At 29.7% G+C, this 14,036-nt stretch carries 16 protein-coding genes, 1 other RNA gene and 1 pseudogene; 6 read left to right on the top strand and 12 right to left on the bottom strand.

The window, feature by feature from the left end; translation table 11 throughout:
- Positions 1 to 166 precede the first annotated feature (166 nt).
- The 5 genes and pseudogenes from FM121_RS12270 (at position 167) to FM121_RS12250 (ending at position 3,965) form a co-directional block, all read left to right on the top strand.
- Complete coding sequence (locus tag FM121_RS12270; RefSeq protein WP_086952448.1) at positions 167 to 547, top strand: GntR family transcriptional regulator; 381 nt, start codon at positions 167 to 169, stop codon at positions 545 to 547.
- A gap of 38 nt (positions 548 to 585) precedes the next feature.
- Positions 586 to 1,431, top strand: a pseudogene (locus FM121_RS12265) (ATP-binding cassette domain-containing protein); the annotation flags it as partial.
- A gap of 15 nt (positions 1,432 to 1,446) precedes the next feature.
- Positions 1,447 to 2,646, top strand: a complete 1,200-nt coding sequence (locus FM121_RS12260; RefSeq protein WP_086952446.1) for a hypothetical protein — start codon at positions 1,447 to 1,449, stop codon at positions 2,644 to 2,646.
- Positions 2,647 to 2,922: 276 nt separating this feature from the next.
- On the top strand, positions 2,923 to 3,177 hold the full coding sequence (locus tag FM121_RS12255) for a hypothetical protein (protein WP_086952445.1): 255 nt from the start codon (positions 2,923 to 2,925) through the stop codon (positions 3,175 to 3,177).
- Positions 3,178 to 3,524: 347 nt separating this feature from the next.
- Positions 3,525 to 3,965 (top strand): hypothetical protein, encoded by a 441-nt coding sequence (locus FM121_RS12250; protein WP_086952444.1) that lies wholly within the window; start codon positions 3,525 to 3,527, stop codon positions 3,963 to 3,965.
- A 48-nt stretch (positions 3,966 to 4,013) separates the two neighbouring features.
- Here FM121_RS12250 and FM121_RS12245 read toward each other — a convergent pair whose 3' ends face one another.
- The 7 genes from FM121_RS12245 to FM121_RS12215 all read right to left on the bottom strand — a co-directional run bounded on the left by FM121_RS12245 (position 4,014) and on the right by FM121_RS12215 (position 10,633).
- A complete protein-coding gene (locus FM121_RS12245) occupies positions 4,014 to 4,469 on the bottom strand; it encodes a GNAT family N-acetyltransferase (RefSeq protein WP_179203867.1) in 456 nt (151 codons plus the stop codon).
- Positions 4,470 to 4,582: 113 nt separating this feature from the next.
- Positions 4,583 to 4,949: a transfer-messenger RNA gene (gene ssrA / locus FM121_RS12240) on the bottom strand.
- A 100-nt stretch (positions 4,950 to 5,049) separates the two neighbouring features.
- Positions 5,050 to 7,176, bottom strand: a complete 2,127-nt coding sequence (locus tag FM121_RS12235; protein ID WP_086952442.1) for an FtsX-like permease family protein — start codon at positions 7,174 to 7,176, stop codon at positions 5,050 to 5,052.
- Positions 7,148 to 7,921, bottom strand: a complete 774-nt coding sequence (locus FM121_RS12230) for an ABC transporter ATP-binding protein (protein WP_086952441.1) — start codon at positions 7,919 to 7,921, stop codon at positions 7,148 to 7,150. The genes FM121_RS12235 and FM121_RS12230 overlap by 29 nt, the downstream gene beginning before the upstream one ends.
- Before the next feature lie 206 nt (positions 7,922 to 8,127).
- Positions 8,128 to 9,573, bottom strand: a complete 1,446-nt coding sequence (locus tag FM121_RS12225) for a sensor histidine kinase (RefSeq protein ID WP_086952440.1) — start codon at positions 9,571 to 9,573, stop codon at positions 8,128 to 8,130.
- Positions 9,573 to 10,295, bottom strand: coding sequence for a response regulator transcription factor (locus FM121_RS12220; RefSeq protein WP_086952439.1), 723 nt, complete (start codon positions 10,293 to 10,295; stop codon positions 9,573 to 9,575). The genes FM121_RS12225 and FM121_RS12220 overlap by 1 nt, the downstream gene beginning before the upstream one ends.
- A complete protein-coding gene (locus tag FM121_RS12215) occupies positions 10,292 to 10,633 on the bottom strand; it encodes an SdpI family protein (protein WP_086952438.1) in 342 nt (113 codons plus the stop codon). The genes FM121_RS12220 and FM121_RS12215 overlap by 4 nt, the downstream gene beginning before the upstream one ends.
- 240 nt (positions 10,634 to 10,873) lie before the next feature.
- On the opposite strand from FM121_RS12215, the gene FM121_RS14475 reads away from it, so the two are divergent.
- Entirely contained in the window at positions 10,874 to 11,029 is a 156-nt protein-coding gene (locus tag FM121_RS14475) for a hypothetical protein (protein WP_086952437.1), read from the top strand.
- 108 nt (positions 11,030 to 11,137) lie between these two features.
- On the opposite strand, the gene FM121_RS12205 is transcribed toward FM121_RS14475, so the two are convergent.
- The 5 genes from FM121_RS12205 to FM121_RS12185 all read right to left on the bottom strand — a co-directional run bounded on the left by FM121_RS12205 (position 11,138) and on the right by FM121_RS12185 (position 13,985).
- Positions 11,138 to 11,620 (bottom strand): FUSC family protein, encoded by a 483-nt coding sequence (locus FM121_RS12205; protein WP_179203875.1) that lies wholly within the window; start codon positions 11,618 to 11,620, stop codon positions 11,138 to 11,140.
- A gap of 130 nt (positions 11,621 to 11,750) precedes the next feature.
- The gene (locus FM121_RS12200; RefSeq protein ID WP_086952543.1) at positions 11,751 to 12,077 is read right to left on the bottom strand and encodes a DUF2200 domain-containing protein; all 327 of its coding nucleotides are present in this window, start codon (positions 12,075 to 12,077) and stop codon (positions 11,751 to 11,753) included.
- A gap of 13 nt (positions 12,078 to 12,090) precedes the next feature.
- Positions 12,091 to 12,393: a DUF1905 domain-containing protein gene (locus FM121_RS12195; protein WP_086952436.1), complete on the bottom strand. Its 303-nt coding sequence runs from the start codon at positions 12,391 to 12,393 to the stop codon at positions 12,091 to 12,093.
- Positions 12,383 to 12,847 (bottom strand): DUF1801 domain-containing protein, encoded by a 465-nt coding sequence (locus FM121_RS12190; RefSeq protein WP_086952435.1) that lies wholly within the window; start codon positions 12,845 to 12,847, stop codon positions 12,383 to 12,385. The genes FM121_RS12195 and FM121_RS12190 overlap by 11 nt, the downstream gene beginning before the upstream one ends.
- Positions 12,848 to 12,962: 115 nt before the next feature.
- The gene (locus FM121_RS12185) at positions 12,963 to 13,985 is read right to left on the bottom strand and encodes a DUF1002 domain-containing protein (RefSeq protein ID WP_086952434.1); all 1,023 of its coding nucleotides are present in this window, start codon (positions 13,983 to 13,985) and stop codon (positions 12,963 to 12,965) included.
- Between the last annotated feature and the right edge of the window lie 51 nt (positions 13,986 to 14,036).

The raw sequence follows: 14,036 nt of genomic DNA, 5'->3' as shown, positions 1-14,036 counted from the left end.
TTTTTAACGAACTACATTTTTGATTATAGCGATACAAAATAATTAAATCAAGAATTAACTTATTTTTTTTGATATATTTCTTTATAATGTTCGTGTTTTTTATTGACAAAAAAAAGTGTCCTATATAAAATAGGACACATAGAGTAAAAAATGGAGGTAATAACTATTGTTAATTAATGAACTCAACTCAATTCCTTTATATGAACAAATTGTTATTTACATCAAAAAACAAATAAAAGACGGTATTCTTACACCTGGAGATCGACTCCTTTCTGTTAGAGAAATGGCTAATAGTTTAAAAATAAACCCTAATACAGTTAATCGAGCTTATAAAATATTAGAAAAAGAAGAATTTATTATTGTTCTTCACGGAAAAGGAACTTTTGTAAAAAATATCAGTCAAACACAACCAATTGATTTCAAGAAAAAGGAACTAAAATTACAATTGGAACTTTTATTATTAGGTATTCATTATCAAAATATTTCTAAAGAAGAAGCTCAGAATTGGATTAATACATTCTATTCTAAAATAGGGACAAATCTATGAAAATATTAAACCTAAAAAAAATGATTAACAAAAAAATAATTCTTCAAGACATTAATTTTGAACTTACTCCCGGTGAAATCACTGGCCTAATAGGACGAAACGGAACTGGGAAAACGACTCTTTTCCGAACAATTTCTAACTATTATCAAAAAGATGCTGGGCAAATTTTGATAAATGATCAGTCACTTGACTCAAATTCACTTCTTAGAGAAAAGATTTTTTATCTAGACGATCAATTTAATTTTTTATCCAGTCAAACGCCCAAAACACTTGAACTTTATTACAAAGAATTATACGCTACCTTTGATTCTGAAAAGTATTTTAGTCTTCTTAAAAAGTATCAATTTGAAATTAATTATAAAATAAGTAATTACTCTAAAGGTTTCCAAGCCTTGTACAAAGTTATTTTAGCTTTTTCTTGTAATGCTCAGTATTATATTTTAGATGAACCTTTTGACGGTCTAGATTTAATCATTCGGAAAAAAGTTATTACATTAATCCTCAACGAAGTTAGTTTAAATCAATGTGGGATTATTATTTCTTCACATAATTTATTAGAATTAGAAAATATTATAGATCGAGCACTTATTATTCAAAGTGGCTTAATTACCCAAAATTTTGATTTACATACAATCGATCAAAATTTTAAAAAAATGCAAATGGTTTTTAAAAAGAAGGATATTCCAAAAATAATCAAAGATAATTGTAAAATTATCCAAATACAAGGTCGAGTTTTAATTGGTATTTTTGAACACTTAGATGAGTTGCTCTATGAGAATATTTTAGCTTTAAATCCTGTTTTATTTGAAGAAGTACCTATGAGTTTAGAAGATCTTTTTTCTTCTCAATTCACCGATGAAACAGACTATCAATTATTCAACTAAAGGAGGATATCTCGTATGAATGCTTCACTAAAAAAAATAATGTTTTATCGCTATAAAAAATTAATGATTTTTTTATGCTTACTAATTACAGGTGTCTATCTGTTTCAAACAATTTCTGGTATCTCATCTTGGAATAGCCGCCATAAGTACTTTTCAAGTCCTGAGTCTTATACACAATTTGAAAAACAGTTAGCTGATTCCTACGAATTTGAAGATGCTGAAGCCGGAAAAATATTTTTATATTATGATTTAAACAAAGATATGTCAATTTATACTAACAAGTTTGATGATTACAAAAAATATAGTTTAACCATGTTTAATCCTAATTCAGATGCTAATCAACAATCATTCAATTCCTATCCTTACTATGATGAACATTTTTTACAATTTGCTATTCTATTTGGAATAACTGGAATCCTTTTATTTTTACTTGATCTAAAAACAAATTTTAACGCTTTACTTTTTACAAGTAAATTTAAAAGAAGCACCATTTATTGGTATAAATATTATTTTATTGGAGGGACCCTCTCTCTTACTCTGCTTGTAAGTAAAATAGCTTCGATCTTTGCCTATCGTTTTTTTATCCCGATTAACTATTTAAATATTTCCTTAAAGCAACATATTATTTCCTCTTTTTCTGGTTGGCTATTTTTAATATCATTATTTCTTATTTGTAGCTTTGCAGGTCTTGTTATTGGGGATTGGTTTTTAGGAATAGCAGCGACTTTAACCATCTTTTTCACATTACAAACTTTTTTATCAAATATCGAATATATACATCAAACTTTTTTCACTACTAATTCTGAAACAGTCTCAGTGGTCAAGGCAACAGCGTTGGATAACCTTCTTCCTGTAGCTCAGACGACTACCCAACCAATAAATTATTTACCTATTTTTATTTTAATACTATTCTCGTTATCTACACTATTTTTCGGACAATTTATTTTCAATAATATTTCATTAGAAGAAAAAAATAATTTTATTATGGTTTCTAAATTTAAACGATTATTCCAGCTTATTATCATGATATACGGGTTAATCACAACATGTACTGGGTTATTTATTATGATAGTATTTCCTTCCGAAGTTTTAAATATGAGTACAATTATTTTGAATTGGACTAAAATAATTTTAACTTTCCTTATATTATTCTTTATTTCGGAATATATTTTATTTAATAAAAAACCTAAATTATTAGAAAAATTATTATTTTAAGAATTCTTTATTTATCAATAAACGTATCCCGTCTTTGGTTTTAAAGGATATTAAACGAACATTTTTGTATCCATGTTATTTTTCTGTAACTTTAGTTATTTATATTTTTTTTATGGTATACTAGGTGTCACGAACTAGCAATCAAAGTAAGGTCCTCATTTCCCTTCTTACCTTAGATTCCCAACTAGTTCGTTATTTTATTACTTATTCTTTGAATTGTACCCCTGTATATAGTTATAATGGGTTTATTCTTTTACAAAAGGAGGTTTCTTTTAGGTGGATAAGAAAAATATTTTAATTACAATCATAATCGGATTGCTTTCTATCACAACTATTATTGGTTTTGGTAAATTAAAAAGCACGAAAAGTGAATTAGAAGAAGTAAATACAACAAACACTGAGTTAGTCGAACAAAATAAAAAATTAATAAAAGCTAATGAAAATGCTGATAAAAAAATAGATGAATTAGCTAAAAAATACGATGGTATTAATAAGGAATTAGAAAAATTAAAAACAGAAACAGTACAATAAAAAAATTAACAAAAGCAACTAACTGATACAAAGTTAGTTGCTTTTGTTTGACTTATTCTAAAAAAACACTTATTATTATGAATTGTTGGCTACAATGTAAATTTTCAGAAAACATATACTAGCTGATTATTGCCAAAAGAAACAATTGTAAGGGAGAATATTTAACCAATGAAAATTACTTTTAAGAAATTAGTACAACATTTATCTTTAGATCATAGCTTTGATTTCATCATGGGTAAAGGATCAAAAGACTAGAAGATAGTAATAAAGCATCAAACCTATACTAGCCGTTGTTGATTTGATGTTTTATTGATATTTTCTAAAAAACACTACAGGAGGGGCAAATAATGGAATTAATTATTTCTAATAAAAACAATATCTTTTCAAAATTTTTACCTAATATAAGGGTAGGTAAAAAAATATTTTTTGATGACTTCAATGAAATTTTCATAACAAATTTTAATTTATGCAGTCCATCAAAGGAAACAATCAACTATTCTAATATAAAATCAATGACTACCTCTGAAGAGACAAGTCATGTAAAAATAGCAACTAACTTATTCTCGACATTTAGTACTAATTACAATGATTCTTATGATTATGAAACAAAAAAAGTGACTGATAGTCTGAGTATCTCCTTAATATTAACTGATGGCACAACTAGAACAATCAACTTTATTACAAGAAAAACTCAACAAGATTCTTTCTACTATGATACTAAATATCATGCGTATGCAGAAACAGTTTCGAAGTTGAATGAGATAATCTCAAACAATAAAAATAAATAGTTTTAAGTATCAAAAAATTGAGGCTGACCAAAAATGTCAGTCTCTTTTTTAATTTTTTAAAATCATTTGATGACTAAATGGTTCAAAACCAATTGATTCATATAATTTCTGTGCCTCTTTATTCGATGATAAAACACATAACTCTAAATACTCTAATTTTCTTTCTTCTTGCCAAGAAATTGCTGATTCTAGTAGTTCCTTAGCATATCCCATTCTTCTTTGACTAGGCAAAACTACTAAGTCTAAAATATAGGCAGATTTCCTTTTTCTAAACATTGGGTATTCTGGCGACGTTACTTCTCTAATTGCTAAAAAACCTAAAACGTGGTTACCTTCTTCCACAATTAAAAAATCACTCAATTCATCCATAATCATTTCTTTAATAAATTTTTTTGTTTGCTCAGCCTCTTTAAAAAAATACGGTTCTAAATTAGCTTGGGAATTAATTAATGTTTTATATAATTCAAAAATTTGATTACCTTGTTCTTTAGTTGCTCTCTTCATATTCCTGTTCTCCTTTTTCATAATTTTGTATAGTTTATTCTAATAAAAAAAGCCTTATAAACACTAACACATCCTTGATGTATAAACGTTTATAAGACTTTACTTAATTGTTACGATGGAGGCGGCGGGAGTCGAACCCGCGTCCAAACACATTGCCACTTAAACTTCTACGCTCATAGTTATACCATTTAGAGATTCGCTTTGTTTCATGCCGTATAACAGGCCCTAAACTTCGCTAGTCTGATGAGCTCTTTTAACTTTTACAGACGGAAAAAGTTAATGTATCCCACTTAGTTTGAGACCCTTACTCGAGCACATGGGCGATGCCGAGAGGATCTTTGCTAACTGTTTTTAGGCAGCTAAAGCAAAAGTGTTATTTTGATTTTTAGCAGTTATATTTAACTGTAACGTTTTTACGTAGTCGTAACCTACGAAGCGCAATTCAAGCTCAACTATGCCTGTCGAATCCGTAACGCCCCCTTGTTTTTTTAACAGAATTCATTATATCACATTTACTTAAAAGTTGAAACAAAATTGAGCTTGAGATGGATTTTTTATCCCATCTCAAGCTTTAATTGAATTATCTTTTTAAATTTTCTGCAAATTTATTTAAATGATATAAATATTGTCTTCGGCAAACAACAAAGAACACAACTTGAAATATTATATATACACTCACTATTTGAATAATATAAAGATGTACTGGCAAGTCAATCAATACTTTCAACGCACTCATTGCTGCTATGAAATGTACAGTTGAAATAATAAAAGGAATAAAAAACATGATCAACATTTCTGTTGTTACCATACGTTTCCTTCTTTTTTCTGTAACGCCTAAAATGTACAACGAACGATGGTATTTACCATCTTTTTCTAACTCTCCAAATAGTTTGAAATAAATGATACTACATGAAAAAGTGAAAAATACAGAACCCAATAGAATACTGATTAAAAGAATCGTACCATTTGATTGCTTTGTTTTTAACCAAGTTTCATACAATGAAGAATAATAAAATTCTTTACTGTCCACTTCTATGACTTCTTCTGTTTCCTCATCAGTTAACTCTTCACCTCGAACTTTACCAATTTTTTCATATATTTGGTTACTTTTATTCTCTTGTTCTTTGATTTTTTCTTTTAAAAAATAACTGATTTCATTGTTTAAAGCCTTATCCTCTGTCCACTCTTTAAAGTGTATAATTTGTGTACTTGAATAATAAAAAATATCACGATTTTTTAATTCTTGATATTTTTTATCTGTCACAACACCAAGACTTCCATATTCTCCTAAGGATAGCTGAACATCTGAATATCTAACTTTTATTTGTTCTTTTATCTCTTCATCTTCTTTATAACTAACCATATTAATTTTTGATACCGAATCAACTAATTTTTCAGCTTTAATAGCTTGTTTTTCTGAATTACTTCCAACTAATTTTAAAATCTCATCATCATTAACTGGTTTTATAGCACTTTTATCCATAAAAGACATTAGCTGATTAAAGTCACTCTCTTTTATTAATTTATAGGTCAATAAACCTGACATTTCATCAGGATTTTCTTGTTCTACTAGTATATCTATTAGCTGAATCGGTAACGATATATAATCATATTTTGATTCCTTTATCATGTTTTCAACAGTTGAAATATTTTCCCTATGAATTTTCTTAATATCTTCACGATCACTGGCTCCAATGGCATCATAGACAATAGCAAAAGACGCGCCTTGAGTTTTCCCAAAATCATAACTACCAATCGATTTTGCTACACCAATACCCACAAATGCGATTGCTCCGACAATTGAGATTAAAAAATACATCATAGCATTCGTTCTCATTCGATGAATAAGATTACTGATTGTCAGCATGTTACTATTTTTAAAATATAGTGGTTTTTCTTTTAGCTTTTGAAACAGATTTACACTTGAAAACTTAAAGAAAAGAAAAGTACCTAAAATAGTTATTAAAACACAGATTATGAGTGTTCCAATACCTATGTTAATTGGTAATCTCAACATACCATTCATATTATAAGAAAAGACAAATGCTAATCCGTAACCCATCAGAATTAAAATAATCCCAAGAATTGTATACATAACGCTTCTTTTTGGGGCAACAAAAACATCTTCTGTTGATTCTCTCATTTCTAATAATGTTATTTTTCTTAACTTAATCACTGTAAAGAAAGAAATGAGAATAAAGATAACGCTATATACCAACCAAGTTAAACCAATTGCTTTGATTGGAAAATAAAAAGGTAAACCTTCTTCTAAATAAAGAATATTTTGTGTGATGAGTAAAATAAATTTCGAAAATAATATCCCTAAAACAGTTCCAAGTAAAATTGAACTAAAACCTAACAAACTATTTTCATATTTAATCATTTGTTTTAGTTTTTTCTCCGACATCCCTAAAGTTAAATAAATAGATAATTGTTTTTTACGACCTTTTAAAAAAGTATTAAACGCATACCATAAGAAGACAAAAGACATTAAAGCGATCACGACTTCAGCAACTGAGATACCAAAAATAGCCATTTCTGAAACGCTATCACTACTACCCTTTAATTGATCACCTAAATCTGGATGAAAATATAATAAAGAAAAAACGAAGAAAACCATCACTGAAAATAAGCTGCTTAAAAAATAGGTTACATATTCCCGACCATTTCTCGTAACATTACGGAGTATAAGTTGCTTGAAATTCATGATTAGTCCCCCCTAAATGAGCTAAAACGTCTAGGATATTTTGATAGAATAATTCTTTTTGCTCTCCACAATAAATTTCATTATAAAAGCAACCATCTTTAATAAAAACCACACGATTAGAATAACTAGCAGAAACAGCATCATGAGTTACCATAATTGTTGTCACTTGTTTTAATTGGTTTATTTCTGAAAGAATTGACATCACGCTACCTGCTGATTTTGAATCTAAATTACCTGTAGGTTCATCCGCTAAAATAATATCAGGTTCATTAATTAAAGCTCGGGCAATTGCGATTCGTTGTTTTTCACCTCCTGAAGCTTCGTGAATTCGGTTTTTAGCTAAATGTGAAATACCTAATTCTGACATTAATTCTTTAGCTTTTTTCTGTATTAACTCGATTGGTTGATTATCCAAAGTTAGTGGTAACATGATATTTTCTTCCACAGTTAAGGGTGGTAATAAATTAAAATCTTGAAAGACAAAGCCTATTTTTTTTAATCTAAATACGCTCAATTGGTCTTTTGAAAGCTGCGTAATAGCTTTTCCATCAATTTCAACTGTACCACTCGTTGCTTTGTCTAGAGTTGCAATAATATTTAAAAGAGTAGTCTTTCCACTGCCAGAAGGTCCCATAATACTTAAAAACTCACCTTTTTCCACTTGCAAATCAATTTTTTTTAAAGCTTCATATGGAATCGCCCCTTGATAAATTTTAGAAATTGTTTCTAGTTTAATCATAGTCATTTTTTCTTCCTCCTCCAACTTAATAAGTAACTATAGTTTACTAGCTTTCTAAAAAAATAGGTATTGTTATTAATGTCAGTTTTCTTACAGTGCTGTCACATAATTTTTCCTTACTTTTTTAAAATTAATAAAAAAACAGCGATAACATAAAAAATTAATTTTATGTTATCGCTAAGGTTCTTTTTATAAAAAATGTAACTAGTTAACTAGTTTGAATCATCCGACACGTTATCTGGAAAACTAATATTAAATGTTGTTCCTTTATCAACTTCACTTTCAATCTCAATTGAGCCACCGTGTAGTTTAACTAACTGATCAACGATAGATAATCCCAAACCAGATTCTCCATATTTAGTATTTTTTCTAGACGGATCTGCTTTGTAATAACGATCCCAGACATTCTTAACTTGTTCTTCATCCATACCAATTCCTGTATCAGAAATAGACACAGTCGTTTCCATGTATCCCCTTGAAACGGACAATTTAATTTCACCATTTTCAGTAAATTGAATGGCGTTAGTTATGATATTTACCATAATCTGCACAAACCGGTCATAATCTGCGTAAACTTCTACTGGTTCAATCGTTTCAATAATAATCCGATTATTTTTATCATCCGCTTTACCTTTGAGTTGTTCTGATAATGTTTCCAAAATCTCTGTTGCATTAAGCTTTTGGACAGTGATACTAATCTGATTAGTTAATATTTTTTCATAATCTAGGTTTTCATTAACCAAACGGATTAGTCGCTTGGTTTCATTCTGCATCAAATTAATACATTTATCTTTTTGATCTTCTGGAATAGCATTATAGGCCAATCCTTCAAGAAGTCCATTGATAGTCGTTAATGGAGTTCTCATCTCATGTGCCACATCTGCCATGAAGTTCCGGCGTCTTTCTTCCTGGCGCTCAATCTCTGTATGTGAGTCCTTTAAAGCAATTGCCATTTGATTAAAATCCTCTGCTAGATCATCTAATTCATCATTGTTTTTTACATCCAAATAAACATCAAAATTTCCTGTTGATATTTGGTTAGTCGCTTTTCGCATACGATTAATCCGATTCACTTGGAATTTAGCCAAAATATAACTGATAATCAAAGCAATAATTGTTGAAATGATAAAACCTTTGAATAAGTTTTGTGTTAAAGAACTAACACTCTCTTCTATATTGCTACTTGGCTGCCACACCATTAAAATATACTCAAAATCCAAATTAGGGCTAGAAAACAATGGTTGAATATGAATCGCCATTGTTGTTTTCTTACCTTCAGGTCCTAAAGAGGCATTAGCCACTGTTTTTTGAATCTTTTTTCCTTTTTTTAATAATTTAAGTTCATCATCAGAAATTAAATTATCACCATTATTTCCTTTTGCTGATGGTGGATAACTAGCAACTCTATCTGGGGTAAGTAAAAAGAAACCTATATTTTGATTTTCAACTATAGCACTTGTCGTATTCAATGATTGTTGTAAATTCCAATTTTGTTTACCCATATTCTGAATCACAGTGGTTGCATAGCCTTCTAATTGTTCATATGTTGTTTCCTTTACGGTATTCTTTGTAAATGTCGTAAAAGAAACCCCGAAAATAATTAACACTGTTAAAATAATCGCAAAAAAAGCAATCATCTGTTGTAGCAAATAGCGCATTATGCACCGACTCCTGAATCATCAAATTTGTACCCAACACCCCAGACAGTTTGAATAACTTGTGGTCCTACCTTTTCAATTTTTTGTCTTAATTTTTTTATGTGAGCATCAACAGTTCGTTCATCACCAAAATATTGATAATCCCAAACTAATTCTAATAATTTTTCTCTTGAAAAAACTTGTCTTGGTTTTTTTGCTAGTGTTAATAATAAATCAAATTCCTTAGGTGTTAAACCATCTACTAATTGATTATCTAAATAAGCTTCTCTTGTTTTGATATTCATTTTGAAATGGTCTGTCACCACATCAAAATCTTCTTGAATATCATTCGTTGTTTTTTCAGTATCATCCGTTAGAATGGCTCGACGATGAAGTGCTTTGATTCTAGCAATCAATGTAATTGGACTAAACGGTTTTGTCACATAATCATCTGCTCCCATTTCTAAACCTATCACCTGATCACTTTCCGAGTCTCTTGCTGTTAACATAATAATAGGTACCGTTGTTGAGACTTTTCTTATTTCTCGACAAACCGTTACACCGTCCATTGTTGGTAAATTTAAATCTAACGTAATCATATCCCAACTTTCAGGATCAGTTAAAAATTCATCTAAACCATCTTTTCCATCATATTTAAAACTTACATCCCATTCTTCATTTAAAAAAAACATTTTCATCATTTCTGATACTGACTCATTATCCTCAACCATTAATAATTTCATTTACTTGCCACGTCCTCTTCTTCTTTATCATGAAATTTCTCTAACTCTAATTCTATTTTATAAAAAATTCTAACAATCGGAATCCCGATTAGTAGTACTTCAACAATATAAAGTTGTGTTATTCCAAAATAGCGTAATGCTAACCCTACTATAAATGTTAAAATCCCTACTAAAAAGAATGTTTTACCAGCAACTTTTTGAGCATAATCATAACTTGCTTCACTCATTTTTGCCCTTTGTGTTCTGTAACCATACTTATTGATTCTTTTTTTAGAAGGGAAAATTAAATAGATAAGCCCAACTAACGTTAATAATAATCCAACAAAATAAAAGACCATTTCCTCACACCAACCTCATATAATATCTATTAGTATACTATGTTTCTGACAATTCTTAAATATACTTTATCAGAAAGCTTCATATTTTTATCTTAATAAAAACTTATGAAAATTCTATGAAATTATTGATTAAAATACTTGATTTCAAAATTTCATTATGATAGAGTAAGTATAGGAATTTTGTTACCATGAAAGTTTATGCCTTTCTCAAGAAAATCAACAACGAGAGGAGAATTTATTATGGTATTTAACAACCAAGCAATTTCATACCGTATTACTTTAAACACTGAGGATAATATCTTTATTGTATTTGATGCAAACAATGAAAATATTTCAGCACAAGGTCATACGATTGAAGAAGCAAAAAACAATTTAAATCAACTAGTTAAGGAGTAATCAACTGTGGACGATTCTAGCTATTGACGAAGGTATTCAATCACTATAGATGACTGGATACCTTTTTGTTATACCCAAAATAAACCTAAAGTAAAAAATACTTTAAGTCTACTCTCCCTCTTCAAATCCATCTAATTTTTTATACTTACAAGGTAATGCGATATTCATTCCAAAAGCCACAAACATTCCAATAAAACTATCTACTACTCTAGCCAACGCATAAGTATATGACTGATTATCCGGAATCATAAAAAGAATCGTCAGAAAAGTTGCACAAGCTCCGACTGTCCCTTCGTAGCAGTTAGCTGTTGATAGAAGCCAAATCATCCCTGTCACTAATAGAGGTATTGCGATTAATTGAACAATATCACCGTCTCCAAATTGCTGGAAAATAAAAATTGCAACGACCGAAAATAATGCCCCCATAATATTTCCCACTACACGATGTCTGCCAAATTTAAGAGTGTTGTACATATCTTCTCTCAACGTAAAAACAGCAGTTATTGATGACACAACATATGTATCTCGATTAAAGATAAAACTAATCAAAATACAAACAAAAACACTCAAACCTGTTTTTATTGTTCTCATACCAATTTCCAAATTTTTTTCAATCCCACTTTCTTTTTTTTGCACGTAAAAAAAGTCCTCTTAATTAGATAAGAAAACTTTCAACATTGACTTCTATTTTATGCTCTTTATAAACAAAAAGCAAATCGATCTAATTTCGTAATATTTTCTCCATCTTTCTGCCTTTAGCTAACTCGTCTACTAACTTATCAAGATAGCGGATTTTTTTCATCAAAGGATCTTCAATTTCTTCAATACGTACACCGCAGATGACTCCTTTTATCAAATGAACGTTACTATTCATCTTAGGGGCTTCTTCAAAAAAAAGACGGAAAGAAACATCCTCTTCTATTTGTTTTTGAAGTCTATCATCAGAGTATCCTGTTAACCATTCAATCACTTGATCCAACTCAGCTTCAGTACGACCTTTTTTCTCAACTTTCTTTAAATAAAGCGGATAAACACTACTAAAAAACATTTCAAAAATTTTTTCATTTGCCACTTATTTCCACCTCTTTTACTATTACACTGACAGTATCACCAACTTCTTTACTAAGTTGTTTTCTGATATCTTTTCTTATACCAATAACATACACAATAGAACCATCTTCACGTTTCATTCCCATATTAACAATACTTCCTGTGTATGAGATGTGATCAAATAGTACAGTAACTTTAACGCGTCCCTTTCCAAACTCAGATCTAAGATCATAAGGAAAAATAATAAAAGCACCACCTTTACCTACCTCAGAAGCTTTAATAACACTCTCAAACTTATATTCTTTATTTTTCATCGTTATAACTTCCTTTATTCATATATTTCTCATAAGTGATTACCCATTCTTCTAATGAAATCTTAGTCATTAATTCTCCGATAAGGTGATAGGGAATTTTTTTAGCATTCGTAAAACGAATACAACTTTTCCCCATATTCAACTTGGTAGAAACTTGCTTAGCATACTCTTCCTCAAACCAAGTTAAAACTTCTTTGTTTCCCATTATTCCCATATGATAGAGAGCAATATGATTTTTTTGAACAGCGATAGATACAAAAGGAAGTGGTTCCTCTGTCCTGTTTAAGTAGCCTTTAGGGTAGATTTCTAAAGGTACAACAAAACTAATCATGCCATAACTCATTATTTCTTGAAAACCAGTTGGTATCTTAGTTTTTACCGTTTGATACAATTTATTAAAAGATTCTACCCTTTTTTCATCAATACTATTTATATATTCTTCAATTTGATTCATTAAATTACCTACTTTTAGTATAATATAGCACTTTCATTACTAAACTATACATTTTTTTGCTCATAAAAAATAAACTATTCAACAAAGAAATGACTTTCCGTGTTGAATAGCTCTTTTATTTAAAGATATTTGAGAAGAAATCTTTAATTCCTTGCCAAAAACCTGAAATACCACTCTTAGCTTTTGCTACATTTTCATCTGATAATAAGTTATCCTTGAACTCTTTTCCGTTTTGCATAAGATCATCTTTAAATCCTGTTAATTGTTTTGTCATCTCTTTATCATTGATGGCATCTGTACTACTAAATGAAACCATATTATTAATAATTTGTGTCTTTTGATCCCCTGATATAGCGTTCGTCATTCCATTTTTATCAATTTGGTCAGTGACAACTTTTGTTACTTCCTGGACTTTTTGATCTTCTGACATTTTTTGTAGTTTTTCATTTATTTTTTGAAGCTCTAACTGGATATCAGCCAACATTACTAACATGTTTTCTGATGAATAATCTTTTTTATCCTTATTTGCTTCATCAATTGACGAAACGACTTTCATTTGATCTTGAGCAACTTCACGTTTTTCATCTCGACTTTTTTGGTCTTGTTGATCACTTGCTGGATCTACTTCATCGTATATTTTGTAAATTCCTGCTAGTGCGCCACTACCGTCCATCGTTCTAACGCTACCAATTCTAATATAAGCATCATACACGCCACTTGTAATAGCTGCTGAGCGATACATAGCTTCGGTCCTAGCTGTAATGTTTTCTGGTGTCACAATCTCCACATCTACACCAGTTCCTTCTTTTGTTCTTGCAATTAAAGCACTAGAATAAGCTTTAGAATTAGGTGTAAACTCAGGTACATCCGTTACATACTTGACAAGATCATTGCCATCAACCACGAATTGGTTATTTTTAGTAACATCTGTGCCTTTTAATGCATTCACTTTGGCTAAATCTTTTGTTAAAATGTCAGTTGTTTTTGTTTTTTCAGCTTCCGTTAGGCCATTACCTAAAGCAATATTAGGCACATTCCAACCTTCATCCTTTGTTTTTTCATTGGCAAAAGCCACTGGTCCAACAATCAAACCAGTTAATAATAATGCACTCATAGATAGTTTTTTTATATTTTTCATTGAATACCTCCGCAAATAATTGTTTATCTAGCATTTATTATAACAAGTATC

The organism is Vagococcus fluvialis bH819 (genome assembly GCF_900163795.1).
In the GTDB taxonomy this organism is placed as follows: Bacteria; Bacillota; Bacilli; order Lactobacillales; family Vagococcaceae; genus Vagococcus; species Vagococcus fluvialis_A.
The sequence above is the reverse complement of the archived record's forward strand: the minus strand, read 5'-3'. Positions and strand labels throughout refer to the sequence as shown.